Below are 25394 nucleotides of genomic sequence, written 5' to 3' on the forward strand. Positions count from 1 at the left end.
TCGACCGGTCCGGCCTATTCGAGCTGGGGAACGGTCCTCGGTCGACCGGTGCACGTGCGGCTCCTTCACTCAGCCCCTCTTGCAGGGTGAGGTCAGGCAGCGACGACGTCCACCGCAGCGGCCTTAGGAGTGATCGAGCTCATCCGCTCACCCGGGGCCGGCAGCTGCACGGGCTCCAGCACCGGACGCAGCAGGCCGTCTTCGGAGAGCGCGGTCATCGCGGCGAGCTCGGCCAGCGACAGCTCGTCGCTCACCTCGCGCATGACCTCGGACATCCGGACGTCAAGCGCGTCGCAGATCGCGGAGAGCAGCTCCGAGGAGGCCTCCTTCTGCCCGCGCTCGACCTCGGAGAGGTATCCGAGCGACACTCGTGCGGCGGCCGACACCTCGCGAAGTGTGCGGCCCTGGCGCTGGCGCTGCCGACGCAGCACGTCACCCAAGAGGCGACGGAGCAGGATCATCGGTGGCTCCCTCCTCGGACTGCGGATCGAGATGTCACGTCCCCACCGTACCGCCTTGCCCGCTTCGTGTGCGGGGACCGTGGTCGTGTTCACTCTGGGCTGCAAGCCTCTGCCCTCCCCTGTTGTTCCCGCCCCGGGCGCCAGCACGCCCCTTGTATGAAAAGGCTTCCCGGATTCTGCCTGTTCAGCCGTTGTTCAGTTGACGCGTGTGGTGCCGGTTGCGCCCGCCCCGACGGCGATCCGCTCGAGCAGCAGCTCCAGCGCGCCCGCCACCGCCTTGCGTCGGATTGTGGCACGGTCCCCCGACAGCCGGGGCGATCTCACCGCAGTTCCCCCCGGACCGGCGAATCCCAGATGTACTGTGCCGACTGCGTGACCGTCCTGTTCGGTCGGCCCGGCCACGCCGGTGGTGCCCAGCCCGTAGGTGGCGCCCAGCAGTCGGCGCACCCCCTCGGCCATCTGGCGCGCCACCACCGGGTGGACCGGCCCGTACACCGCCAGCAGCCCCTCGTCCACGCCCAGCACCGCGGCCTTGAGCTCGGTGGCGTAGGCGGTGACCGAGCCGCGGAAGGTCTCCGAGGCCCCGGCGACCTCGACCAGCTGCGCGGAGAGCAGACCACCGGTCAGCGACTCGGCGACCGCCACCGTGGCGCCCAGCGTCCGCAACTCGGCGTGCACCCGCTCGGCGAGCGGAACGTACTCGGTCATCGAGCCTGCCTCTCCCGGGCCATGCCCTCGCGCCGCAGCCGGACGGCCTGGCGCACGTAGTCGGCCCCGGTGGCCACCGTCAGCACCACCGCGAGCCCCATCAGCACCGCACGCCCGGTGGCCAGCCAGCCGGTCAGCGGCAGCACGTACATCCCCACCGCGATGCCCTGGGTGAGGGTCTTGAGCTTGCCGCCCCGGCTGGCCGGGATCACGCTGTAGCGGATCACCCAGAACCGCAGCAGCGTGATGCCCAGCTCACGGGCCAGGATCACCGCGGTGATCCACCACGGCAGATCGCCCAGCACCGAGAGGCCGATCAGCGCGGCGCCCATGATCGCCTTGTCGGCGATCGGATCGGCGATCTTGCCGAAGTCGGTGACCAGTCCCTTGCGCCGGGCGATCTCCCCGTCGAACAGGTCCGTGATCATGGCGATCGCGAACGAGGCCCAGGCCACCGCGCGCCACTTCGGGTCGTGCCCGCCGTCCGCGAACAGCAGGAACGCGAAGACCGGCACCAGGGCGAGCCGGAGCATGGTCAGCAGGTTCGCGAGGTTCCACAGCGGGGGCACCGCAACTTGCGCCGTCCCCTGCTGGGCCGGGCGGGCCGCTGCCGGGCTGCCCGGCCCGCCGGTCATGCCGCGGCCGCCTTGCGGACGAGCTCGATCGCCTCGGCGACCAGGTCGACGCCTTCGCTGGCGACCACGCGGGCCCGGTAGTACTGGCCGACCTCGGCCTCGGGCGCGCCGATCAACGTGGTCAGGCCGTCGGTCTCCGGCGCCTGGTGCGCCGAGCGGCCCTCGATCAGCTGCTCGCCGTCGTCCTCCGCCACCAGGACGGCCTCCACCAGCACGTCCACCTCGGTGCCGATCCGCTGCTCGGCACGCTGCGCGGTCAGCTCCTCGGCGAGCCGGGACAGCTTGGCCAGCCGCTCGGCCACCACGTCCTCGGGGAGCTTGCCCTCGAAGGTGGCCGCCTCGGTGCCGTCCTCGTCCGAGTAGCCGAAGACGCCGATCGCGTCCAGCCCGGCCTCGGTGACGAACCGTTCCAGCTCGGCGAAGTCCTGCTCGCTCTCGCCCGGGAACCCGACGATGAAGTTGGACCGGGCACCGGCCTGCGGGGCCTTGTCCCGGATGGTCTTCAGCAGGTCGAGGAACTGGTCGGTGTTGCCGAACCGGCGCATCCGGCGCAGCACGGCGGGAGCCGAGTGCTGGAAGGACAGGTCGAAGTAGGGCACCACACCGGCTGTCGAGGTCATCGCCTCGATCAGGCCCGGGCGCATCTCGGCGGGCTGCAGGTAGCTGACCCGGACCCGCTCGATGCCGGGGACGGCCGCGATCTCGCTCAGCAGCGTCTCCAGCAGGCGGATGTCGCCCAGGTCCTTGCCGTACGAGGTGTTGTTCTCGCTGACCAGGACCACCTCGCTGACGCCCTGCTCGGCCAGCCAGACGGCCTCGTTCAGCACGTCCGAGGGGCGGCGGGAGATGAACGAGCCGCGGAAGGCCGGGATGGCGCAGAACGAGCAGCGCCGGTCGCAGCCGGAGGCCAGCTTGATCGAGGCCACCGGGTTGTCGTCCAGCCGCTTGCGCAGGGTGCGCGGCCCGGAGGCCGGGGCCACGCCCTCGGGCAGGTCCTCCGGCGCACCGTGGCCCGGCAGCGCGACCTCGGCCGCGGCGGCCTGCCGCTCGACGGGGGTCAGCGGGAGCAGCTTGCGGCGGTCGCGCGGCAGGTGCGGGGCGTGGTGGCCGCCGGACAGGATGGTCTGCAGGCGGTCGCTGATGTCGGTGTAGTCGTCGAAGCCGAGCACGCCGTCGGCCTCCGGCAGGGCGTCGGCCAGCTCCTTGCCGTAGCGCTCGGCCATGCAGCCGACCGCCACCACGGCCTGGGTGCGGCCGTGGCCCTTGAGGTCGTTGGCCTCCAGCAGGGCGTCGACGGAGTCCTTCTTGGCGGCTTCGACGAAGCCGCAGGTGTTGACGACGGCGACGTCCGCCTCGCTCGCGTCGTCGACCAGTTGCCAGCCATCGGCTTCCAGTCGCCCGGCGAGTTCCTCGGAGTCGACCTCGTTGCGGGCGCATCCGAGCGTGACCAGTGCGACAGTACGGCGTTCAGGCATAGGGCCAAGATTAACGCGCGGCCCCCGGTGTCGTTTCCCCCGGAGGCCGCGCGGCGATGATCGGATGGCTCGGGGCGCCGCGCCGGCTAGCCGGCCTGCGGGTCGCCGGGGGTGTAGGTGAGGTGCACCACCTGCCCGTCCTTGCCCGCAGGACCCAGATCCTTGCCGTTGACGTACAGGTGCACGGCCGCCGCGTTGCCGATCACCAGCTTGATCTGCTTGGGATCGGTGAAGGTCTGGTTCGAGCCGTCGTCCATGTCGTTCTGGAAGAGCGAGTTGCCGTCGCCGTCCATCGCCGAGACCCAGCTGGTGCCGCCCTCGGCGACCAGCTTCACGGTCACCTTGTCGGCCGGCGCGGCGGCGATCGGGGCCACGCTCGGCGCGGGCGCCGGCGGCTGGGCGGGCGAGGCGCTGGACGAGGGCGGGGCGGAGGCCGCGACGCTGGGCAGCGGCGAGGAGGCGGCACCGGCCGCGACCTTGGCGGGCCTGCTGCTGAACAGGTTGAAAACGATCAGCAGTACCACCGCGGCGATCGCCACCAGCATCGCGCCGGTCCAGGTCGCTCGGCCGCGGTCGGGCCGGATCCGCTTGGCGTCCAGCCTGGCCACCGGCGCCAGCACCACCGGAGCGGTGCCGTGGAGCTCGTCGTAACGGGCCACCAGGGCGTCGCCGTCGGCGCCAACGGCGCGGGCCAGCGAGCGCAGGTGCCCGCGGGCGTAGAAGTCGCCGCCGCAGCGGCTGAAGTCGTCCTCCTCGATCGCGTGCACGATCGGCACCCTGACCCGGGTACTGGCGCTCACCTCGTCCACCGTCAGCCCGGCGGCGAGGCGGGCATCGGCCAGCACCCGGCCGATGGTCGGTGCAGCATCCGAGACGGCGCCGGGCTGCGGGCCGGCCGCGCTGTCGGTCTCGGCCGAGCGGGCGTCGGAGGATCGGCCGTGGTCGCGGTGGGAAGACTTGCCGATGGTCACTGGGCGCGCCTTTCGAGCGGAGCCACCTGCTGAGGACACAGTCTAGGGGCGGGGGCGAATCGTTTCTCAACCGGAGTTCGACCGAACGCGCGCCCTCTGCCCAGGCGCACCAACGGCCCCACAGGACCGCTGACGCCCCTTCAGAGCACTACCCGCGGATGATGGCCAGCACCCCGTCCAGTTCGTCCGGTTTGACCAGCACGTCGCGGGCCTTGGACCCCTCGCTCGGCCCCACGATGCCGCGCGACTCCATCAGGTCCATCAGCCGGCCGGCCTTGGCGAAGCCGACCCGCAGCTTGCGCTGCAGCATCGAGGTCGAACCGAACTGGGTGGAGACGACCAGCTCGGCGGCCTGGATGAGCAGGTCCAGGTCGTCGCCGATCTCCTCGTCGATCTCCTTCTTGGGGCCGCCGCCGACCGTGACGTCGTCGCGGTAGACCGCGGTCAGCTGGTCCTTGCAGTGCTGCACGATCGCCGCGATCTCGGCCTCGGTGACGAACGCGCCCTGCATCCGGACCGGCTTGCTCGCACCCATCGGCAGGAAGAGCGCGTCACCCTTGCCGATCAGCTTCTCCGCGCCCGGCTGATCGAGGATCACCCGGGAGTCGGCCATCGCCGAGGTGGCGAAGGCCAGCCGGGAGGGCACGTTGGCCTTGATCAGGCCGGTCACCACGTCCACCGAGGGCCGCTGGGTGGCGAGCACCAGGTGGATGCCGGCGGCCCGGGCCAGCTGGGTGATCCGGACCACCGAGTCCTCGACGTCGCGCGGGGCGACCATCATCAGATCGGCCAGCTCGTCGACGATCACCAGCAGGTACGGGTACGGCGTCAGCTCCCGCTCGCTGCCCAGCGGCGGGGTCACCTTGCCGGCCTTGACCGCGGCGTTGAAGTCGTCCACGTGGCGGAAGCCGTAGGCCGCGAGGTCGTCGTAGCGCAGGTCCATCTCGCGGACCACCCACTGCAGCGCCTCGGCGGCCTTCTTGGGGTTGGTGATGATCGGGGTGATCAGGTGCGGGATGCCCTCGTAGGCGGTCAGCTCGACCCGCTTGGGGTCGACCAGCACCATCCGCACCTCGTCCGGGGTGGCCCGGGCCAGCACCGAGGTGATCAGGCAGTTGATGCACGAGGACTTGCCCGCGCCGGTGGCGCCGGCGACCAGGATGTGCGGCATCTTGGCCAGGTTGGCGAGCACCGTGTGGCCCTCGACGTCCTTGCCCATGCCGACCACCATCGGGTGGCTGTCCTCGGCGGCGCTGCGCGAGCGCAGCAGGTCGCCGAGGTTGACCATCTCGCGGTCCCCGTTGGGGATCTCGATGCCCACCGCGGACTTGCCCGGGATCGGGCTGATGATCCGCACGTCCGGGCTGGCCACCGCGTAGGCGATGTTCTTGCCCAGCGCGGTGATCCGCTCGACCTTGACGGCCGGGCCCAGCTCCACCTCGTAGCGGGTGACCGTCGGCCCCCGGGTGAAGCCGGTGACCTTCGCGTCCACCTTGAACTCGGCGAAGGTCGAGGTGAGCTGGGCGACCACCTGGTCGTTCAGCGCGCTGCGGGTCTTGCCCGGGCCGCCGCGCTCCAGCAGGTCCAGCGAGGGCAGCACGTAGCCGCCCCCGCTGTGCAGCTGGAGCTGCTCCATCCGGCTCGGCGCCTCGCCGTGCTCGGGGGCCGCCGGGTCGCCGGGCGAGCCGGGCGCCGGCGTGCGCGCCGGCGGAACGGCCGGCTCCTCCGGCACGGCGGTGCGGTCCTGGACCTGGTGCATGATGCTGGCCACCGCGGGCGAGGCCGGCACGCCGTGCAGCAGTGCGCCGTCCAGGTCGGCGGCCACTCCGGCGGCCAGGTCGCGGGTCTGGAACGGGTCCTTGAGGAACATGTCCGGCACGGCGGGTGCGAGCTCCGGCTCGTCCACCTGCTTGCGGCGCCCGCGCCGGCGGCGCCGGGCGCCCACCTCGTCGTCCGGGTCCTCCTCCACCGTGTAGGGCAGCGCGTCGGGGTCGGCGTCCTCCGGCGGTTCGGTGGACAGCTCGCGGTCGCCGGTGGCGTACTCGCCGAACTCGTCGTACTCGCCGTAGCCGTCCAGCTCGTCCACCGACGCGGGCTCCACCACGCCGAGGCGCTCGCCGAGCAGCCGAAGCCGCTCGGGGATCTTGTTGACCGGGGTGGCGGTGACCACCAGCAGGCCGAAGAAGGTCAGCAGCAGCAGCAACGGCACCGCCAGCGGCGGGCCGGCGGCAGCCATCATCGGTGTCGAGGCGGCCCAGCCGAGGATGCCGCCAGCCTGCCGGATCCGGGTCGCACCGCTCTGCATCCCCGGGGCACCGCAGCCGATGTGGATCAGGCCGAGCACGCCGATCACCAGGGTGCTCAGGCCGATGGCGACCCGTCCGTTGGCCTCCGGCAGCTCCGGGTGGCGCATCAGCCGGATCGCGATCGCCGCGAGCAGCAGCGGGATCAGCACGTCCATGCGCCCGAACAGGCCGCTGACCACGCTGGTGGCCACGCCGCCCAGCCAGCCCTGCGGGCTGAACCAGGTGCCGGCCGCGGTGACCAGGGCCAGCGCCAGCAGCAGCAGCGCCTGGCCGTCCTTGCGGTGCACCGGGTGCAACCCCTTGGCGCCGTCGCCGACGCCGCGGAACACCGCGCCGATGCTGTGGGCCAGGCCCAACCAGCAGGCCCGGACGGCGCGGAAGAGTATGGGCTGCTTCGACCTGGCGGGGCGGGCGGGGGCCGGGGTGGGGGCGGCCGGCTTCGCGGCCGCCTTGCGCGCGGCGGGCCTGCCGGCGGGTTTCCCGGCCGGCTTGGCCGGGCCTGCCTTGGCGGACGCCTTCCCGGCCGGCTTCGCAGCGGGTTTCGCGGCCGGCTTGCGGGTCGCGGACTTCTTCGCCGGGGCGGCCTTCTTCGCCGGTCCCGGACTCGTGGTGCGTGCGGTGCTGCCGGGCGTCCGTGGGGCCATGGCACCAGAGCCTACCGGCGGCCCTGAGCCGTGGACACATGACCGACCGTCATGACCCTGGCGTGTCGCGGACGCACTGCGACACACCGTCGGCGCGATCCGAAGTCACCCGGCCGGCGCAGCCGCGGGCTGAAATCCCCTCAGGCCTGATCCGCGCCGGGGCGCAGCGCCTCCAGCGCCGCCCGCAGGCCGGCCAGCTTGCGCTCCAGGTGGGCCGCGGTGGCCGCCGCCCCGGCGTCGGGCGAGTCGCCCAGCTGCTTGGTCAGCGCCTCGGCCTGCTCCTCGACCGAGGCCAGCCGCGCGGAGAGCTCGGTCAGCAGCGGCTCCGAGCGGTCCCGGCCCTGCCGGTCGTCCTCCAACTGCAGCCGCAGCAGCGCTGCCTGCTCCTTGAGCTGGCAGTTCTTCACGTAGAGATCGACGAAGACGGAGACCTTGGCGCGCAGCACCCAGGGGTCGAACGGCTTGGAGATGTAGTCCACCGCGCCGGCCGCGTAGCCCCGGAAGGTGTGGTGCGGGCCGTGGTTGATCGCCGTCAGGAAGATGATCGGGATGTCTCTGGTGCGCTCGCGGCGCTTGATGTGCGCGGCGGTCTCGAAGCCGTCCATGCCCGGCATCTGGACGTCCAGCAGGATCACCGCGAAGTCGTCGGTGAGCAGCGCCTTGAGCGCCTCCTCACCGGAGACCGCGCGCACCAGCGTCTGGTCCAGCGCTGAGAGGATCGCCTCCAGCGCGAGGAGGTTCTCCGGTCGGTCGTCGACCAGGAGGATCTTCGCTTTCTGCACCACGACCCGCCCTCCTGCCGGATAGCCCACCTGTTTTGCGCGCGACGGCACCCGTGTACCGCCTGCTACCGACCCGGTCATGCTAGCCGCACCCCCAAGCCCTGCCCTATCGGATAGTCCCAACAGGCCGTCGAAGCGCCTGCCGCCCCGAAGGACCCGGGTGCTTTCCTGCACACCGTCGCCATTCGGTTACTGTTCGCAACGATGAGTGACCCTAGCGGGTTCCCGGTCCGGCCCGCCAGTAAACGCCGATGCCCGCGAGCTAACCACGCGCCCCCAGCCACTGGCGCATCACGTTCAACAGGTGGTCGGTGTCCACCGGCTTGGTCACGTGGTCGGAGGCGCCCGCCTCGATGCTCTTCTCCCGGTCGCCCTTCATCGCCTTGGCGGTCAGCGCGATGATCGGCAGGCCGGCGAACTGGGGCATCCGGCGGATCGCCTCGGTGGTCGCGTAGCCGTCCATCTCCGGCATCATGATGTCCATCAGGACCAGCGCCACGTTCTCGTGCTGCTCCAGGACCTCGATCCCCTCGCGGCCGTTCTCCGCGTACAGCACCGTCAGCCCGTACTGCTCCAGCACGCTGGTGAGGGCGAAGACGTTGCGCACGTCGTCGTCGACGATCAGCACCTCCTCGCCGCCGAACCGGCCCTCGAACTGCGGTCCGGCCCCGGCCCGCGGCGCGGGCACCTCCTCCTCCGCGTGCCGGGCGGCCACCGGTGCGCTCTCGGCCGTGCGGCGGCGCTCGGCCGCGTCCCGGCGGCGCTCCAGCGCCAGCTCCCGCACCTCCTGCGCCCAGTGGTCGGCCGGGCTCTCACCGACCGGCACCGGCAGGCCGGTGGGGGTCACGCCGACCGCGGCCCGCAGCGCACTGCCGGACGCGGGCGCGGCACCGGGCCGCTCACGGTCCGCCGAGCCCTGCGGCGCGTCACTGCGCAACGGCAGGTAGAGGGTGAAGGTGCTGCCCTCGCCGAGCTCGCTCTCGGCGTGGATCTCGCCGCCGAGCAGCCGGGCGATCTCCCGGCTGATCGACAGGCCCAGGCCGGTGCCGCCGTACTTGCGGCTGGTGCCGCCGTCGGCCTGCTTGAACGCCTCGAAGATCTCGCGCAGCTTGTTCCCGGGGATGCCGATGCCGGTGTCGGTCACCGCGAAGGCCACCAGTGTGGCGTCGGGGTCGTCGATCTGACCCGACTCCAGCAGTTGCTCGCGCACGTGCTGCGGCACCACCGACCCGGCCGGTTCGATGTCCAGGTGCACCGCGCCGCTGTCGGTGAACTTCACGGCGTTGGAGAGCAGGTTGCGCAGCACCTGCTGGAGCCGCTGCTCGTCGGTGTGCAGGGTGGGCGGCAGCTCGGGCGAGACGGTGACCGTGAAGTCCAGGCCCTTGTCCGCGGTCAGCGGCCGGAACGCCGCCTCCACGTAGTCGGTGAGCTGGACCAGGGCGATCTTCGCCGGGCGGACGTCCATCTTGCCGGCCTCGACCTTGGACAGGTCCAGGATGTCGTTGATCAGCTGCAGCAGGTCAGAGCCGGCGCCGTGGATGGTGTCGGCGAACTCGACCTGCTTGGAGGAGAGGTTGCCCTCGTTGTTGTCGGAGAGCAGCTTGGCCAGGATCAGCAGCGAGTTGAGCGGGGTGCGCAGCTCGTGCGACATGTTGGCCAGGAACTCGCTCTTGTAGCGCGAGGCGAGGGCCAGCTGCTCGGCGCGCTCCTCCAGGACCTTGCGGGCCTCCTCGATCTCGCTGTTCTTGATCTCGATGTCGCGGTTCTGCTGGGCCAGTTGCTCGGCCTTCTCCTGGAGCTCCTCGTTGGTGCGCTCCAGCTCCTCCTGACGCGCCTCCAACTCTGCCGACCGCATGGAGAGTTCGGCGGTCAGTCGCTGGGACTCCAGGAGCAGTCCCTCGGTCTTGGTGTTGACGCTGATGGTGTTGACGGTGACCCCGATCAGATCGGCGATCTGGTTCAGGAAGTCCATCACCACCGTGGTGAAGGAGGCGAAGGTCGCCAGCTCGATCACCCCGAGCAGCCGGCCCTCGAAGAGCACCGGCAGCACCACCACGTGCGCGGGCGAGGCCTCGCCGAGGCCGGAGGAGATCCGCAGGTAGCCGGGAGGCGCCTCGGTGAGGCTGATCGGGCGCTTCTCCACCGCCGCCTGGCCGACCAGCGACTCGCCGGGGCGGAAGGTGGTCGGCATCGAGCGGCGCTGGTAGCCGTAGGAGCCGATCAGGCGCAGCACGGTGTCGGACTCGTCGTCGTCCTCGGTGATCATCTCCGCGGTGCGCCCGGCCGGCTGGGCCAGGAAGAAGGCACCGTGCTGGGCCGAGACCACCGGGGTCAGCTCGGACATGATCAGCGAGGCGACCGCCTCCAGGTCGCGCCGGCCCTGCAGCAGGCCGGAGAACCGGGCCATGTTGGTCTTCAGCCAGTCCTGCTCCTGGTTGGTGCGCGTGGTCTCGCGCAGGTTGGCGATCATCTGGTTGATGTTGTCCTTGAGCTCGTCGATCTCGCCCGAGGCGTCGACGTCGATCCGCAAGGACAGGTCGCCGCGGGTCACCGCGGTGGCCACCTGGGCGATGGCCCGCACCTGCCTGGTCAGGTTGTTGGCCAGCTCGTTCACCGACTCGGTGAGGTCCTGCCAGGTGCCGTCCGCGCCGGGTACCCGGGCCTGGCCGCCGAGCCGCCCGTCGGTGCCCACCTCGCGGGCCACCCGGGTCACCTCGTCGGCGAAGGCGCTCAGCTGGTCGACCATCGTGTTGATGCTGGTCTTCAGCTCCAGGATCTCGCCGGCCGCGTCGACGTCGATCTTCTGCGACAGGTCGCCGCGGGCCACCGCCGTGATCACCAGGGCGATGTTGCGCACCTGGCTGGTCAGGTTGGAGGCCATGAAGTTGACGTTGTCGGTCAGGTCCTTCCAGATGCCGGCGACGCCCGGGACGTCCGCCTGGCCGCCCAGGATGCCGTCGGTGCCCACCTCGCGGGCCACCCGGGTCACCTGGACGGCGAAGGCGCTCAGCTGGTCGACCATCGTGTTCAGGGTGCCGGCCAGCGCCGCGACCTCGCCCTGCGCCTCGATGGTGATCTTCTTGGACAGGTCACCGCGGGCCACCGCGGTGGCCACCTCGGCGATGTTGCGCACCTGGCTGGTCAGGTTGGACGCCATGAAGTTGACGTTGTCGGTCAGGTCCTTCCAGATGCCCGAGACGCCGCGCACCCGGGCCTGGCCGCCCAGGATCCCGTCGGTGCCCACCTCGCGGGCCACCCGGGTCACCTCGTCGGCGAAGGCGCTCAGCTGGTCGACCATCGTGTTGACGGTGGTGACCAGTTCGAGGATCTCGCCGCGGGCGTCCACGGTGATCTTCTTGGAGACGTCGCCGCGGGCCACCGCCGTGGTCACTTCGGCGATGTTGCGCACCTGACTGGTCAGGTTGTTGGCCATCAGGTTGACGCTGTTGGTCAGGTCCTTCCAGGTCCCGGAGACGCCGGGCACGCTGGCCTGACCGCCCAGGATGCCCTCGGTGCCGACGTCCCTGGCCACCCTGGTGACCTCGTCCGCGAAGGCGGAGAGCTGGTCGACCATGGTGTTGATGGTGTTCTTGAGCTCCAGGATCTCGCCCCGGGCATCGACCTGGATCTTCTGCGACAGATCACCACGCGCCACCGCCGTGGTCACCTGCGCAATGTTTCGCACCTGATCCGTGAGGTTGTTGGCCATGAAGTTGACCGAATCGGTCAGATCACGCCACACCCCGGCCACCCCGGGCACCTGCGCCTGACCACCCAGACGCCCCTCGGTCCCCACGTCCCGCGCCACCCGGGTCACCTGCGCGGCGAAGGCGGAAAGCTGATCCACCATGGTGTTGATGGTGTTCTTGAGCTCCAGGATCTCGCCCCGGGCATCGACCTCGATCTTCTGCGACAGATCACCACGCGCCACCGCCGTGGTCACCTGCGCAATATTTCGGACCTGATCCGTGAGGTTGTTGGCCATGAAGTTGACCGAATCGGTCAGATCACGCCACACCCCGGCCACCCCGGGCACCTGCGCCTGACCACCCAGACGCCCCTCGGTCCCCACGTCCCGCGCCACCCGGGTCACCTGCGCGGCGAACGAGTTCAGCTGGTCGACCATCGTGTTGACGGTGTTCTTCAGCTCCAGCATCTCGCCGGCCACGTCCACGGTGACCTTGTGCGAGAGGTCGCCCTTGGCCACCGCGGTGGTGACCTCGGCAATGTTGCGCACCTGCGCGGTGAGCCGGCCCGCCATGGTGTTGACGGAGTCGGCCAGGTCCTTCCAGCTGCCGGACATCGAGCGCACCCGGGCCTGGCCGCCGAGCTTGCCCTCGGTGCCGACCTCGATGGCCACCCGGGTCACCTCGTCGGTGAACTCCGAGAGCTGGTCCACCAGGCCGTTCACGGTCCGGCCGACCTTGAGGAACTCGCCGCGCAACGGGTGGCTGCCGCCGTCCGGCTGGTTGGAGCGCAGCTCCATCCGCTGGTCCAGGTCACCCTCGGCGATCGAGGCGAGCACCCGCCCGACCTCGGCCATCGGACGGGCCAGGTCGTCGATCAGCGCGTTGCAGTTGTCCACCGCCGAGGCCCAGGCGCCCTCCCCCGCGCCGTTCTCCAGCCGCGCCGTCAGCCGCCCCTCACGGCCCACCGCGCGGCGCACCCGGGCCAGCTCGCCGGTCAGGTGCTGGTTGCGCTCGGCGACCTCGTTGAACATCGCCGCGATCTCGGCCATCGGGCCATCGCCCGGCACCGTCAGTCGGCGCCGGAAGTTGCCGTCGCGCATCGCCGTCAGCGCACCGAGCAGCTTGCGCAGCTCGGCCGGCTCGGCCCCGCGGTTGTGCCCAGGACGGCGCCCGGCCCCGCCGCGGGGCGCGGTCACCGAACGCGCGCCGCGCGCCGCGCCGGGAGCGCTCTTCTGCCCTGCGGTGCCTGCTCCGGCAGCGTTCTGTCCGGACGTGCTCTGACCGGTAGCGTCCTTGGTGGCCGAACTCAACGGGACCCTCCCATGTCGCGACTGGCTGGTGTCCGCCGGGTCGGACCGAGGCCGTTCCCGCGGATCCCCCAGTCTGACAGCACCCACCGACCGAATTGGCCCCCTTGGCCAGGCTCATCCGCCGTCCAGGAGTACATGCCAGGCAGGTTCTGTGTGGGCGGCGTGGGGAGAATCACTCCCGAGTGCCCGTTTCACTCCCCCTTGCCTCCGGGGAGACCAGCCGGAAAGTAGGGTGGAGCGCTGCACCTCGCCCTGGCCTGAGCCACCGGGACCGCCCACCCGCAGCCGGGTGGCACACCAGGCGCCGAGCAGCCGTACCCGAACCAGAGGAGAAGCAGCCCGTGGTCACCGCGCGCGCAGCCGCCACCTTCGAGCCGGACGGCCGCTCGGCCTCCGCCGCGCGCGGCTTCGTCCGCGACGCGCTGCTGGGTTGGGGGCTGCCCGAGGTCGTCGACGATGCCGTGGTCCTGGTCAGCGAACTGGTCACCAACGCCGTGGTGCACGCCGGGACCGCCGCCGAGGTGAGCTGCCTGCGCGAGGAGGACTCGGTCCAGATCGGCGTCACCGACCGGCACCCCGAGCGCGGGCTGCCCGCCTTCGCCGGGCCGGTCGCGGGCGACGCGGTCTCCGAGCACTTCGCCGACGCCGAGGGCGAGGGCGGGCGCGGCCTGCTGATGTGCTCGGCGCTCTCCAGCCGCTGGGGCGTGGAGTACTCGGCCGGGCAGAAGACCGTCTGGTTCCGGCTGCCGCTGCAGCGTGCCCTGCCCGGCACCCGCTACGCGCTGCCGCAGGCCCCCGGCGAGGTGCTGCCCAGCACCGACGGCACGGTGCTGGTGGCCGTCGTGCAGGTGGACGCCCAGGGGCTGGTGCGGGCCTGGAACGCCGACGCCGAAGAGCTGTTCCGCCAGCCGGCCACCGAAGCGCTCGACCGGCCCTGGGCCGACCTGGTGGTCTGGCCGCAAGCCCCCGGCGAGCAGACCGGCCTGCCCGAGGTGCTCCAACTGGCCCGCTGGGAAGGAGCCTTCGGTATCCGCCGGAGCGATCAGCGGACCATCGAGGTCTACGGCTCCCAGGTCCGCGTGCTGGACTCCACCGGCGCTCCCTCCACGCTCTGCCTGCTGGTCCGCGAACGCGACCGGGCCGTGCTGCACACGCCGACCCGGATCGCCACCACCGGCCCCGTGCCGGGCGCCGTCGAGCCGATCGACCTGCTGCTCGACGGCGTGCCCGCCGACGACCTGTCAGGCATGCTCCAGCAGACCGTGGAACGAGCCCGCGACCTGCTCGACGGGGACGCGGCCTACCTGCTGCTGATCACCGAGGACGAGAGCGAGTTCGAGGTCAGGGCGGCCACCGGGCTGCCGGCCGGGCACACCAAGGACGTCCGGCTCCCGGTCGACTCCGGCAACGGCCGCTACGACTCCGCCCGGCTGCCCGCCGTCCACGAGGACCTCTCGGTGCGTCCGGGCGCGGCCCCGCTGCTCGGCGGCTCCGGGCTGCGCTCGCTGATCACCGTCCCGCTCAAGGTGGAGGGCCGGCTGATCGGCTCGCTCGGGGTGGCCGCCAACCGGGCCGGACAGTACGACAACGACCAGGCGCTGCGGCTGCAGTTCGCCGCCGACCGGATCGCGCTGACCGTCGAGAACGCCCGGCTGGCCGAGCGGGAGCGGCTGCGGCGCGGCGCGCTCTCCTTCCTGGTGGAGGCCTCCGACCTGCTGGCCGGCACCCTGGAGCACCAGCAGACCCTCGCCCTGGTGGCGCAGATGGCGGTGCCCACGCTCGCCGCCTGGTGCGCCGTCTACACCATCGCGGAGCAGGCCGAGTTCGCCGAGCTGGCCTTCGTGCTGCACGAGGACGAGGAGCAGATCGACCCGCTGCGCGCCCTGCTGCGGCGCATCGACCCGCCGGCGGGCCTGGTGGGCGGCGGCGCCGCGCCCTGGCCCGCCCCGGCCGGGGCCCTCACCGGCGCCGAACCCGCCGGGCTGATCGGCCAGTGCGTGGCGCTGCCGCTGTTCGCGCGCAACCGGGTGATCGGCCTGCTGGCGCTCGGCACCAAGGCCGGGGTGACGTTCCGCCAGGAGATCCTGGAGCTGGCCGAGGACCTGTCCCGCCGCGCCGCCCTGGCCCTGGACAACTCCCGGCTCTACTCGGAGCGGACCGCGATCAGCCAGGCCCTGCAGCGCAGCCTGCTGCCCCCGGAGCTGCCGAAGATCCCCGGTGTCGAGGTGGAGGTCTTCTACCAGGCCGCCGGGGAGGGCAACGAGGTCGGCGGCGACTTCTACGACCTCTTCTCGATCCGCGAGGGCACCTACGGCTTCGCGATCGGCGACGTCTGCGGCACCGGCCCGCAGGCCGCCTCGGTCACCGGGCTGGCCCGGAACTCCCTGCGCCTGCTGGCCCGTGAGGGGCTGGACGCCCCGCAGGTGCTCTCCCGGCTCAACCGGGCGATCCTCGACGAGGGCGACCGGGGCCGCTTCCTGACCCTGCTCTACGGCGAGCTGACGCCCCGCCTGGACGGCAGCACCGCGCTGAGCCTGGTCTGCGCCGGGCACCCGCTGCCACTGCGGCTGCGCGGCGACGGCCAGGTGAGCCCGGCAGCCACCTCGCAGCCGCTGCTGGGCGTGATGGAGGAGCTGGAGCTGACGGCCGAGCAGGTGGTGCTGGAGCCGGGCGAGGTGCTGCTCTGCGTCACGGACGGGGTGACCGAGCGGCGTGAGGGGCTGCGGATGCTCGGCGAGGACGGGCTGGCCGAGGTGCTCACCGGGTGCACCGGACTGACGGCCGGAGCCGTCGCGGCCCGGGTGCAGCGCGCCGTCGAACGGTTCGCGCCGGAGCCCCCCTCGGACGACATGGCGATCATCGCGCTCCGGGTGCCGCTCCAGCGACGGGGCTGAGCCGGGTCACTGTTTGTCACGGACTGACGACGAATCGGCTGACAAACGAACAAATTCTGTGATTCACAAGGGTACAAGCCTCACGGCCCGGGTAGAGACCAGCTGACCGGGGGTTTCCCCGGCGAGCCCAGTCCCGGCAGCTGAGCTGCGGGGACGCAGCAGGTCGGCACCGCCCGCACGCTTCTCGTGGACGCCTACGGCGTGCCATCGCGACGGCTGCCATGTCCGCCGTCGCCATCACTCTCCGTCCATCTCGCGCATCCCCGCGCGCCCCGCAGCGCAGCCGCGCCGCCCGGGCGCCGCCCCGTCCTGGCCGCACCCGTCCTGGCTGTGCCCATTCCGGCCGCGGACCGACGGGTCGGATCCGACGTGTCAGATCCATCCATGGAACGACCAGAAAGGAGCCTCCGGTGAGCACTGACGCTACCGGGGCCAATGCCCGACCCGCCTCGCTCGACGCGGGACCCCTCGGATACCTCGCGCTCGGTCTGACCCTGCTCGGCTACGGCCTGCTGCAGACCGGGCTCCTGCACCACACCCAGGTAGCCGATGCCGCGGGCCTCGCGCACCTGCTCGGCGGGGTCGCGCTCTTCATCGCCGGCCTCTGGCAGCTGCGCAGCGGTGACACTCTCAACGGCACCGCGTTCGCCGGGCTGGGCGCCTTCTGGGCGGTCTGGTCCATGGGCGCGGGTTCGGCGGCCGGCGGCAAGAACGCGGCCGGGCTCTTCCTGCTGCTCTGGGCCATGCTGGCCTTCACCCTGACGGCCGCGAGCTGGCAGACCGGTCTCTTCAACCGGGCCGTCTTCGGTCTGCTGACGCTCTCGCTGCTGCTGAACGCGATCGGCGTGCTCACCACCTCCGACGGGCTGGTCAAGGCGGCCGGCTGGATCGCGGCGGTGGCCGGGCTGATCAGCTGGTACTGGGCCACGGCAGCGCTGACCAACCACCACTGGGGCCGGGCGGCGCTGCCGGTCAAGTGACCTGCTCGGCGCCGGATGCCGGTGGGCGGGGCCTCCCCAGGAGGCCCCGCCCACTGCTGCGCCGGCTTCGCCCGCCGAGCCGGCCGGCGCCGTACTGCACGGCGTACGCGAGCAGCAGCAGCGTGGTGGCCACCAGGCCGTCGGCCCAGAAGTGGTTGGCCGTCACCACCACGACGACGACGGTCAGCACGGGATGCACCAGGATCAGCCAGCGCCAGGGCGACCGACTCACCCGGATGACCGCGACGGCCACCAGCACGCACCAGGCGACGTGGACGGACGGCATCGCCGACAACTCGTCCGCGCGCAGACCGCCGATGCCGCCGTTGTAGACGGACTGGCCGTACTGCGCCGCCACGTCGACGAAACCGGCGTCCGGCAGCATCCGCGGGGGCGCGACCGGGATGAACTGGATCATCAGGCAGGCCGCGGTCACCAGCACGACCGTGGTCCGCACCCACGGGTAGCGTGCCCGGTGCCGCAGGAAGACCCAGAGCAGGACCGCGATCATCACCGCGAAGTGCATGGTCGCGTAGTAGTCGTTCGCCAGCCGGACCAGAATCGAGTGGGGCAGGACCGCCCGCTGCCAGGACGCTTCGTCCGGCAGGCCGAGTCTCAGCTCGGTGCGGTGGATCCACTCGGCCCGGTCGAGTGCGTGGTCGGTGCTCATCAGAGAGAGCTGGCCGACCAGTTGCCAGAGCGCGAACAGGGCCAGCAGGATGCCGGCTTCGCGCAGCAGGGCCACCGCGGTCCGACGGGTCGGCAGGGTGCGGTGGACGGCGTAGGCGGCCCCGAGGAGTGCCGCCCCCGTAGCGCCGGCACTCTGCCAGGACAGGGTCAGGTTCTGCAATGCCGGTGCCTCTCCGCCTGCTGATCCAGCTGCTGCTGCGTGGCAGAGAGGGTAGCGTGCCCGACCCTGAACGCAAGAAAGCCCCCTTCCCGAAGGAAGGGGGCTTTCTTGGAATGATTGTTCGGCGGCGTCCTACTCTCCCACAGGGTCCCCCCTGCAGTACCATCGGCGCTGTGAGGCTTAGCTTCCGGGTTCGGAATGTAACCGGGCGTTTCCCTCACGCTATGACCACCGAAACACTATGAAACTGTCGACCGCAACCCGCCCGTTCTTTCCCTGGCGGGGGTCGTTGTTTCAGAACAACACAGTGGACGCGAGCAACTGAGGACAAGCCCTCGGCCTATTAGTACCGGTCAGCTCCACCCCTTACAGGGCTTCCACATCCGGCCTATCAACCCAGTCGTCTACTGGGAGCCTTACCCTCTCAAGGAGGTGGGAGTGCTCATCTCGAAGCAGGCTTCCCGCTTAGATGCTTTCAGCGGTTATCCCTCCCGAACGTAGCCAACCAGCCATGCCCTTGGCAGGACAACTGGCACACCAGAGGTTCGTCCGTCCCGGTCCTCTCGTACTAGGGACAGCCCTTCTCAACACTCCTACGCGCACAGCGGATAGGGACCGAACTGTCTCACGACGTTCTAAACCCAGCTCGCGTACCGCTTTAATGGGCGAACAGCCCAACCCTTGGGACCTACTCCAGCCCCAGGATGCGACGAGCCGACATCGAGGTGCCAAACCATCCCGTCGATATGGACTCTTGGGGAAGATCAGCCTGTTATCCCCGGGGTACCTTTTATCCGTTGAGCGACGGCGCTTCCACAAGCCACCGCCGGATCACTAGTCCCTGCTTTCGCACCTGCTCGACCCGTCGGTCTCACAGTCAAGCTCCCTTGTGCACTTACACTCAACACCTGATTGCCAACCAGGCTGAGGGAACCTTTGGGCGCCTCCGTTACTCTTTAGGAGGCAACCGCCCCAGTTAAACTACCCACCAGACACTGTCCCTGATCCGGATCACGGACCCAGGTTAGACATCCAGCACGACCAGAGTGGTATTTCAACGTCGACTCCACAACAACTGGCGTTGCCGCTTCAAAGTCTCCCACCTATCCTACACAAGCCGAACCGAACACCAATATCAAGCTATAGTAAAGGTCCCGGGGTCTTTCCGTCCTGCTGCGCGAAACGAGCATCTTTACTCGTAATGCAATTTCACCGGGCCTATGGTTGAGACAGTCGAGAAGTCGTTACGCCATTCGTGCAGGTCGGAACTTACCCGACAAGGAATTTCGCTACCTTAGGATGGTTATAGTTACCACCGCCGTTTACTGGCGCTTAAGTTCTCAGCTTCGCCCCGACGAATCAGAGCTAACCGGTCCCCTTAACGTTCCAGCACCGGGCAGGCGTCAGTCCGTATACATCGCCTTACGGCTTCGCACGGACCTGTGTTTTTAGTAAACAGTCGCTTCTCGCTGGTCTCTGCGGCCGGCCCCAGCTCGGGCAGCAAGTGCCTCCACCAGTTCCGGCCCCCCTTCTCCCGAAGTTACGGGGGCATTTTGCCGAGTTCCTTAACCATAGTTCACCCGAACGCCTCGGTATTCTCTACCTGACCACCTGAGTCGGTTTGGGGTACGGGCCGCCATGAAACTCGCTAGAGGCTTTTCTCGACAGCATAGGATCATCCACTTCACCACAATCGGCTCGGCATCAGGTCTCAGACTATGTGCAAGGCGGATTTGCCTACCTTGCGTCCTACACCCTTACCCCGGGACAACCACCGCCCGGGCTGGACTACCTTCCTGCGTCACCCCATCGCTCACCTAATACCCTGTTGGATCAGCGGCTCCACCACGTCCCATTGTCCGAAGACTCCGGGCCGGCTTCACGGCTTTAGCATTCAGAGGTTCAGCGTTGGCGCTTCAAAGCGGGTACGGGAATATCAACCCGTTGTCCATCGACTACGCCTGTCGGCCTCGCCTTAGGTCCCGACTTACCCTGGGCAGATCAGCTTGACCCAGGAACCCTTGGTCAATCGGCGCAAGAGTTTCCCACTCTTGTATCGCTACTCATGCCTGCATTCTCACTCGTATACCGTCCACGACTGGATTCCTCCGCCGCTTCACCCGGCACACGACGCTCCCCTACCCATCCACAGCGCCGTTGGGCGTATTCTGTGAATGACACGACTTCGGTGGTGTGCTTGAGCCCCGCTACATTGTCGGCGCGGAATCACTTGACCAGTGAGCTATTACGCACTCTTTCAAGGGTGGCTGCTTCTAAGCCAACCTCCTGGTTGTCTCTGCGACTCCACATCCTTTCCCACTTAGCACACGCTTAGGGACCTTAGTCGGTGTTCTGGGCTGTTTCCCTCTCGACCATGGAGCTTATCCCCCACAGTCTCACTGCCACGCTCTCACTTACCGGCATTCGGAGTTTGGCTAAGGTCAGTAACCCGGTAAGGCCCATCGCCTATCCAGTGCTCTACCTCCGGCAAGAAACACGTGACGCTGCACCTAAATGCATTTCGGGGAGAACCAGCTATCACGGAGTTTGATTGGCCTTTCACCCCTAACCACAGGTCATCCCCCAGGTTTTCAACCCTGGTGGGTTCGGTCCTCCACGCGGTCTTACCCGCGCTTCAACCTGCCCATGGCTAGATCACTCCGCTTCGGGTCTTGGGCATGCAACTCAACCGCCCTATTCGGACTCGCTTTCGCTACGGCTACCCCACACGGGTTAACCTCGCTACACACCGCAAACTCGCAGGCTCATTCTTCAAAAGGCACGCAGTCACGGCTGATCAGCAAGCTGACCAACGACGCTCCCACGGCTTGTAGGCACACGGTTTCAGGTACTATTTCACTCCGCTCCCGCGGTACTTTTCACCATTCCCTCACGGTACTATCCGCTATCGGTCACTAGGGAATATTTAGGCTTAGCGGGTGGTCCCGCCAGATTCACACGGAATTTCTCGGGCTCCGTGCTACTTGGGAGAAGCTCAAGTGAGCCGTACAAGTTTCGTCTACGGGGGTCTTACCCTCTACGCCGGACCTTTCGCATGTCCTTCGACTACCCATACGGTTTCTGACTCACCCGATCGCCGGCAGACGACCGAAGAACTTTCCCACGACCCCGAAGTGGCAACCCCTGCCGGGTCTCACACCACAACGGTTTAGCCTCATCCGGTTTCGCTCGCCACTACTCCCGGAATCACGGTTGTTTTCTCTTCCTGCGGGTACTGAGATGTTTCACTTCCCCGCGTTCCCTCCACATACCCTATGTGTTCAGGTATGGGTGACAGCCCATGACGACTGCCGGGTTTCCCCATTCGGACACCCCCGGATCAAAGCTCGGTTGACAGCTCCCCGGGGCCTATCGCGGCCTCCCACGTCCTTCATCGGTTCCTAGTGCCAAGGCATCCACCGTGCGCCCTTAAAAACTTGGCCACAGATGCTCGCGTCCACTGTGCAGTTCTCAAACAACGACCAGACACCCACCTACACAACCAAGCAAAAACCCGGCGTGTCCGTGAGACCGGCACTGAGACAACGATTACTCGTTCCCTCAGGACCCAACAACGTGCCCGACACACCAGATCACCCGAAACCGTTCCACGCCGAAGCAGTACTAGGAAACAACCAACCCTGTGTGCCGAATAGTCAACGTTCCACCCATGAGCAACCGTGCGAGACATTCGCTCGCATCCGGCCATGTGCTCCTTAGAAAGGAGGTGATCCAGCCGCACCTTCCGGTACGGCTACCTTGTTACGACTTCGTCCCAATCGCTGGTCCCACCTTCGACGGCTCCCTCCCAAGGGTTAGGCCACCGGCTTCGGGTGTTACCGACTTTCGTGACGTGACGGGCGGTGTGTACAAGGCCCGGGAACGTATTCACCGCAGCATGCTGATCTGCGATTACTAGCAACTCCAACTTCATGGGGTCGAGTTGCAGACCCCAATCCGAACTGAGGCCGGCTTTTTGGGATTCGCTCCACCTCACGGTATCGCAGCCCTTTGTACCGACCATTGTAGCACGTGTGCAGCCCAAGACATAAGGGGCATGATGATTTGACGTCGTCCCCACCTTCCTCCGAGTTGACCCCGGCAGTCTCCTGTGAGTCCCCATCACCCCGAAAGGCATGCTGGCAACACAGAACAAGGGTTGCGCTCGTTGCGGGACTTAACCCAACATCTCACGACACGAGCTGACGACAACCATGCACCACCTGTATACCGACCACAAGGGGGCGACTATCTCTAGCCGTTTCCGGTATATGTCAAGCCTTGGTAAGGTTCTTCGCGTTGCGTCGAATTAAGCCACATGCTCCGCTGCTTGTGCGGGCCCCCGTCAATTCCTTTGAGTTTTAGCCTTGCGGCCGTACTCCCCAGGCGGGGAACTTAATGCGTTAGCTGCGGCACCGACGACGTGGAATGTCGCCAACACCTAGTTCCCAACGTTTACGGCGTGGACTACCAGGGTATCTAATCCTGTTCGCTCCCCACGCTTTCGCTCCTCAGCGTCAGTAATGGCCCAGAGATCCGCCTTCGCCACCGGTGTTCCTCCTGATATCTGCGCATTTCACCGCTACACCAGGAATTCCGATCTCCCCTACCACACTCTAGCCTGCCCGTATCGAATGCAGACCCGGGGTTAAGCCCCGGGCTTTCACATCCGACGCGACAGGCCGCCTACGAGCTCTTTACGCCCAATAATTCCGGACAACGCTCGCACCCTACGTATTACCGCGGCTGCTGGCACGTAGTTAGCCGGTGCTTCTTCTGCAGGTACCGTCACTTGCGCTTCTTCCCTGCTGAAAGAGGTTTACAACCCGAAGGCCGTCATCCCTCACGCGGCGTCGCTGCATCAGGCTTTCGCCCATTGTGCAATATTCCCCACTGCTGCCTCCCGTAGGAGTCTGGGCCGTGTCTCAGTCCCAGTGTGGCCGGTCGCCCTCTCAGGCCGGCTACCCGTCGTCGCCTTGGTAGGCCATTACCCCACCAACAAGCTGATAGGCCGCGGGCTCATCCTGCACCGCCGGAGCTTTCCACCAACCCCCATGCAGAGGAAGGTCGTATCCGGTATTAGACCCCGTTTCCAGGGCTTGTCCCAGAGTGCAGGGCAGATTGCCCACGTGTTACTCACCCGTTCGCCACTGATCCACCCCGAAGGGCTTCACCGTTCGACTTGCATGTGTTAAGCACGCCGCCAGCGTTCGTCCTGAGCCAGGATCAAACTCTCCGTGAATGTCTGCTCGTAATCGAGCAACACCCGCGTCGAGCGGCACGACAACCACCGGAATAGGGTGGCCTCGCGCACTGCGTCCTCGCTAGTGTTTTACTTCAAAAGGAATCTCCAACCCCGATCAAGCGATCGAGGCCGGGGATGTCAACATATCTGGCGTTGACTTTTGGCACGCTGTTGAGTTCTCAAGGAACGGACGCTTCCTTTACAGCCACTCCCGTGGCCCCTCCGGGCGCTTCGTTCTTTCTTCTCTTCGAGCTTATCAGACCCGCCTCTCGGCGTTTCCCGACTCGCTCTCGGTGTTTCCAACCTTACCAGGTCTTCCGCACCGCTCGGCCTCAAGAGGCCTTCGCCGTAACCGACCTGACGGCCTGTCCGACGTGTTGAACTTTAGCCCAGCCCCGCTCCGAAAAGCGAATCCGGCCCACTCACCGAAATACCGGCACGACAAAAGAAGCCAGCCACCGAAAGGCGCAAAAGCAGCACGCCGGTGGCCGACATTGATGTCGGGAATGGTGTTTCAGGAAAGTGGCCGCCCCGGGACCGTCCGCGCCGATGCGTGTCCGGTGCTCCCTGCCGAGCGACTAGGGAACACTACGCCTGGATCAGGACTGCGGCAACTCGGCCACCCGGATGGTGCGGGTGCAGCGGGCGCGGCTCAGCTTCACGTACTCACCGTTCGGCTGGTCGTTCGAGGCGACCCAGTCGCGTGCCGCCCGTTCGTCGCGCCCGTTCTCCTGGTGGCGGCGGACCAGGCGGTCGGTGCGGAGCTCGTCGTCGACGTCGAGGTACCAGACCTCGCGGAGCAGCGAGCGCGCCTTGGCCCAGTCGGGTGAGTCGGCCGCGAGGTAGTTGCCCTCCGTGACGATGAGCCGGGTGCTGGGGGTGACCAGGTGTCGGGCCGCCACGGGCTCGTCGAGCTCGCGGTCGAAATCGGGGACATAGATGTCATGGAAGCGGTCGCCGGCCAGCCGCTCCAGCAGGGCGAGGTAGCCGCGGGCGTCGAAGCTGGGCGGGGAGCCCTTGCGGTGCCGCAGGCCCAGCCGGTCGAGCTGGGTGTTGGAGAGGTGGAATCCGTCCATCGGGACGTACGCGGCCGTCCCCGCTCCCTCGGCCCGGTTCACCGTGGCGACCAGGAAGCGGGCGAGCGTGGACTTGCCGGCGCCGGGGGCACCGGTCAGACCGAGCAGGGTCCGCCCACCGGGGCGGGCGGTGCGCAGCGTCGCGAGCAGTTCGGCCGCCAGGTCGGCGGGCCGCGTGATGGGCTGCTCCTGCGGGACGGTACTGGACTGGTGCACGCTCATTCATCCGTCTCGATCGGCTGGACCGGCTCGGTCGGCCAGGGCCGGCAGGTCCAGGGTGAGGGTTCCGGCGTCGGCGTCCAGCGCGGCCGGCAGGCCGAGCGGGACGGTGAGGGTAAACGGGCCGTGGCCGAAGCCCAGCTCCCAGAGGATGGGCACGCCGAGCGGGCCGAGCCGTTCGAGGAAGACGTCACGGAGCCGCTCCGGCGCACCGCACCCGGCCCAGGAGCCGAGGGCCACCCCGCGGATCCCGTCCAGGGCACCCGAGCGCAGCAGCTGGGTGAGGATGCGGTCGATGGCGTAGGGGTGCTCGTTGACGTCTTCCAACAGCAGGATCGTGCCGGCGAAGGACGGGCGGGCACCCGGCGTACCGCGCTCCACCGCGAGGAGCGAGGCGCAGCCGCCGGCGGTGATCCCGTACGCGCGGCCGGGGACGAGCGGGGCGGCCTCGGGTCCGGTCAGGGTGCGCACGGCAGCGGGGTCGAAGAGGGTGCGGCGCAGGTGCTCGGCGGTGGCCGGGTCGGCGATGAAGGAGGAGGCCGCGCCCATCGGCCCGTACAGCGAGGCGAGGCCGAGCCGGCCCGCGACCTGCTCGTGCAGCACCGTGACGTCGCTGAAGCCGATCAGGAGTTTGGGCGGGACCGCGGCCAGCGCGTCCCAGTCGAGCAGGTCGCTGACGCGTTGGGCGCCGAAGCCGCCGCGGGCGCAGAGGACGGCGGCCACGGTGGGGTCGAGCCAGGCCTGCTGGAAGTCGGCGGCGCGGTCCTCGTCGGTGCCCGCGAGGTGGCGCAGCCGCGGGTGGTGGTCCAGGACGTGCGCGCCGAGCACGGGTTCCAGGCCCCAGGTACGCAGGACGGCGCAGCCCGCGTCGAGCCGGTCGGGGTCGATCGGACCGCTCGGGGCGACGATGGCCACCCGGTCGCCGGGTATCAGTCTGCGGGGGCGGGTCAGGCCGAGTGGCGGGTGAGCGGGCGTGGCCATTGGTCCGTCCGTCCTTCCGGTGGCGGGGCGGTGGCAGGCGGCCGATGCGGCGCTGCCACGCCGTCGCGCCGTCGTGCGTTCGTCCTCATTGTGGCCTGCCGGGTGCCGTGACCTGGTCAAAGGGCGTCGCCCGGATGAGAATCCTGTGACTCGTGTGACCGATGACAC

Annotated in this window: 13 protein-coding genes and 3 rRNA genes; 2 read left to right on the forward strand and 14 right to left on the reverse strand. The window is 68.7% G+C overall.

Annotated features, from left to right (window positions below):
- Positions 1-92: 92 nt before the first annotated feature.
- The 8 genes from OG500_RS13795 to OG500_RS13830 all read right to left on the reverse strand — a co-directional run bounded on the left by OG500_RS13795 (position 93) and on the right by OG500_RS13830 (position 12771).
- Positions 93-461: a helix-turn-helix domain-containing protein gene (locus OG500_RS13795; RefSeq protein WP_184937956.1), complete on the reverse strand. Its 369-nt coding sequence runs from the start codon at positions 459-461 to the stop codon at positions 93-95.
- A gap of 195 nt (positions 462-656) precedes the next feature.
- Positions 657-1169 carry a CinA family protein gene (locus tag OG500_RS13800; protein WP_327067027.1) on the reverse strand — a complete coding sequence of 171 codons (513 nt, stop codon included), beginning with the start codon at positions 1167-1169 and terminating at the stop codon, positions 657-659.
- Positions 1166-1804, reverse strand: coding sequence for a CDP-diacylglycerol--glycerol-3-phosphate 3-phosphatidyltransferase (gene pgsA, locus OG500_RS13805; RefSeq protein WP_327067028.1), 639 nt, complete (start codon positions 1802-1804; stop codon positions 1166-1168). The genes OG500_RS13800 and pgsA overlap by 4 nt, the downstream gene beginning before the upstream one ends.
- The gene (gene rimO, locus OG500_RS13810; RefSeq protein ID WP_329580168.1) at positions 1801-3279 is read right to left on the reverse strand and encodes a 30S ribosomal protein S12 methylthiotransferase RimO; all 1479 of its coding nucleotides are present in this window, start codon (positions 3277-3279) and stop codon (positions 1801-1803) included. The genes pgsA and rimO overlap by 4 nt, the downstream gene beginning before the upstream one ends.
- A gap of 86 nt (positions 3280-3365) precedes the next feature.
- Positions 3366-4250 carry a helix-turn-helix domain-containing protein gene (locus tag OG500_RS13815; RefSeq protein WP_329580171.1) on the reverse strand — a complete coding sequence of 295 codons (885 nt, stop codon included), beginning with the start codon at positions 4248-4250 and terminating at the stop codon, positions 3366-3368.
- A 148-nt stretch (positions 4251-4398) separates the two neighbouring features.
- A complete protein-coding gene (locus OG500_RS13820; protein WP_329580174.1) occupies positions 4399-7200 on the reverse strand; it encodes a DNA translocase FtsK in 2802 nt (933 codons plus the stop codon).
- Between the two features lie 140 nt (positions 7201-7340).
- Positions 7341-7985, reverse strand: a complete 645-nt coding sequence (locus OG500_RS13825) for a response regulator (RefSeq protein ID WP_327067032.1) — start codon at positions 7983-7985, stop codon at positions 7341-7343.
- Between the two features lie 259 nt (positions 7986-8244).
- Positions 8245-12771: a HAMP domain-containing protein gene (locus OG500_RS13830; RefSeq protein WP_327071553.1), complete on the reverse strand. Its 4527-nt coding sequence runs from the start codon at positions 12769-12771 to the stop codon at positions 8245-8247.
- 551 nt (positions 12772-13322) lie between these two features.
- Between OG500_RS13830 and OG500_RS13835 the strand changes: the two genes are divergently transcribed.
- The gene (locus tag OG500_RS13835; protein WP_329580178.1) at positions 13323-15875 is read left to right on the forward strand and encodes a SpoIIE family protein phosphatase; all 2553 of its coding nucleotides are present in this window, start codon (positions 13323-13325) and stop codon (positions 15873-15875) included.
- Between the two features lie 410 nt (positions 15876-16285).
- Positions 16286-16855 (forward strand): acetate uptake transporter, encoded by a 570-nt coding sequence (locus OG500_RS13840; RefSeq protein WP_327067034.1) that lies wholly within the window; start codon positions 16286-16288, stop codon positions 16853-16855.
- On the opposite strand, the gene OG500_RS13845 is transcribed toward OG500_RS13840, so the two are convergent.
- The 6 genes from OG500_RS13845 to OG500_RS13870 form a co-directional block, all read right to left on the reverse strand.
- Positions 16848-17705: a phosphatase PAP2 family protein gene (locus OG500_RS13845; RefSeq protein WP_327067035.1), complete on the reverse strand. Its 858-nt coding sequence runs from the start codon at positions 17703-17705 to the stop codon at positions 16848-16850. The two genes, OG500_RS13840 and OG500_RS13845, sit on opposite strands and share 8 nt — an antisense overlap.
- A 119-nt stretch (positions 17706-17824) precedes the next feature.
- Positions 17825-17941, reverse strand: a 5S ribosomal RNA gene (gene rrf / locus OG500_RS13850).
- Between the two features lie 87 nt (positions 17942-18028).
- Positions 18029-21148 (reverse strand): 23S ribosomal RNA (locus OG500_RS13855).
- A gap of 277 nt (positions 21149-21425) precedes the next feature.
- Positions 21426-22947, reverse strand: a 16S ribosomal RNA gene (locus tag OG500_RS13860).
- Together the 16S, 23S and 5S rRNA genes form the textbook arrangement of a ribosomal RNA operon.
- 602 nt (positions 22948-23549) lie before the next feature.
- A complete protein-coding gene (locus OG500_RS13865) occupies positions 23550-24242 on the reverse strand; it encodes a nucleoside/nucleotide kinase family protein (protein ID WP_329580184.1) in 693 nt (230 codons plus the stop codon).
- 6 nt (positions 24243-24248) lie between these two features.
- A complete protein-coding gene (locus OG500_RS13870) occupies positions 24249-25226 on the reverse strand; it encodes a S66 peptidase family protein (protein WP_329580187.1) in 978 nt (325 codons plus the stop codon).
- Positions 25227-25394 lie beyond the last annotated feature (168 nt).

Source organism: Kitasatospora sp. NBC_01250, assembly GCF_036226465.1.
Lineage (GTDB): Bacteria > Actinomycetota > Actinomycetes > Streptomycetales > Streptomycetaceae > Kitasatospora.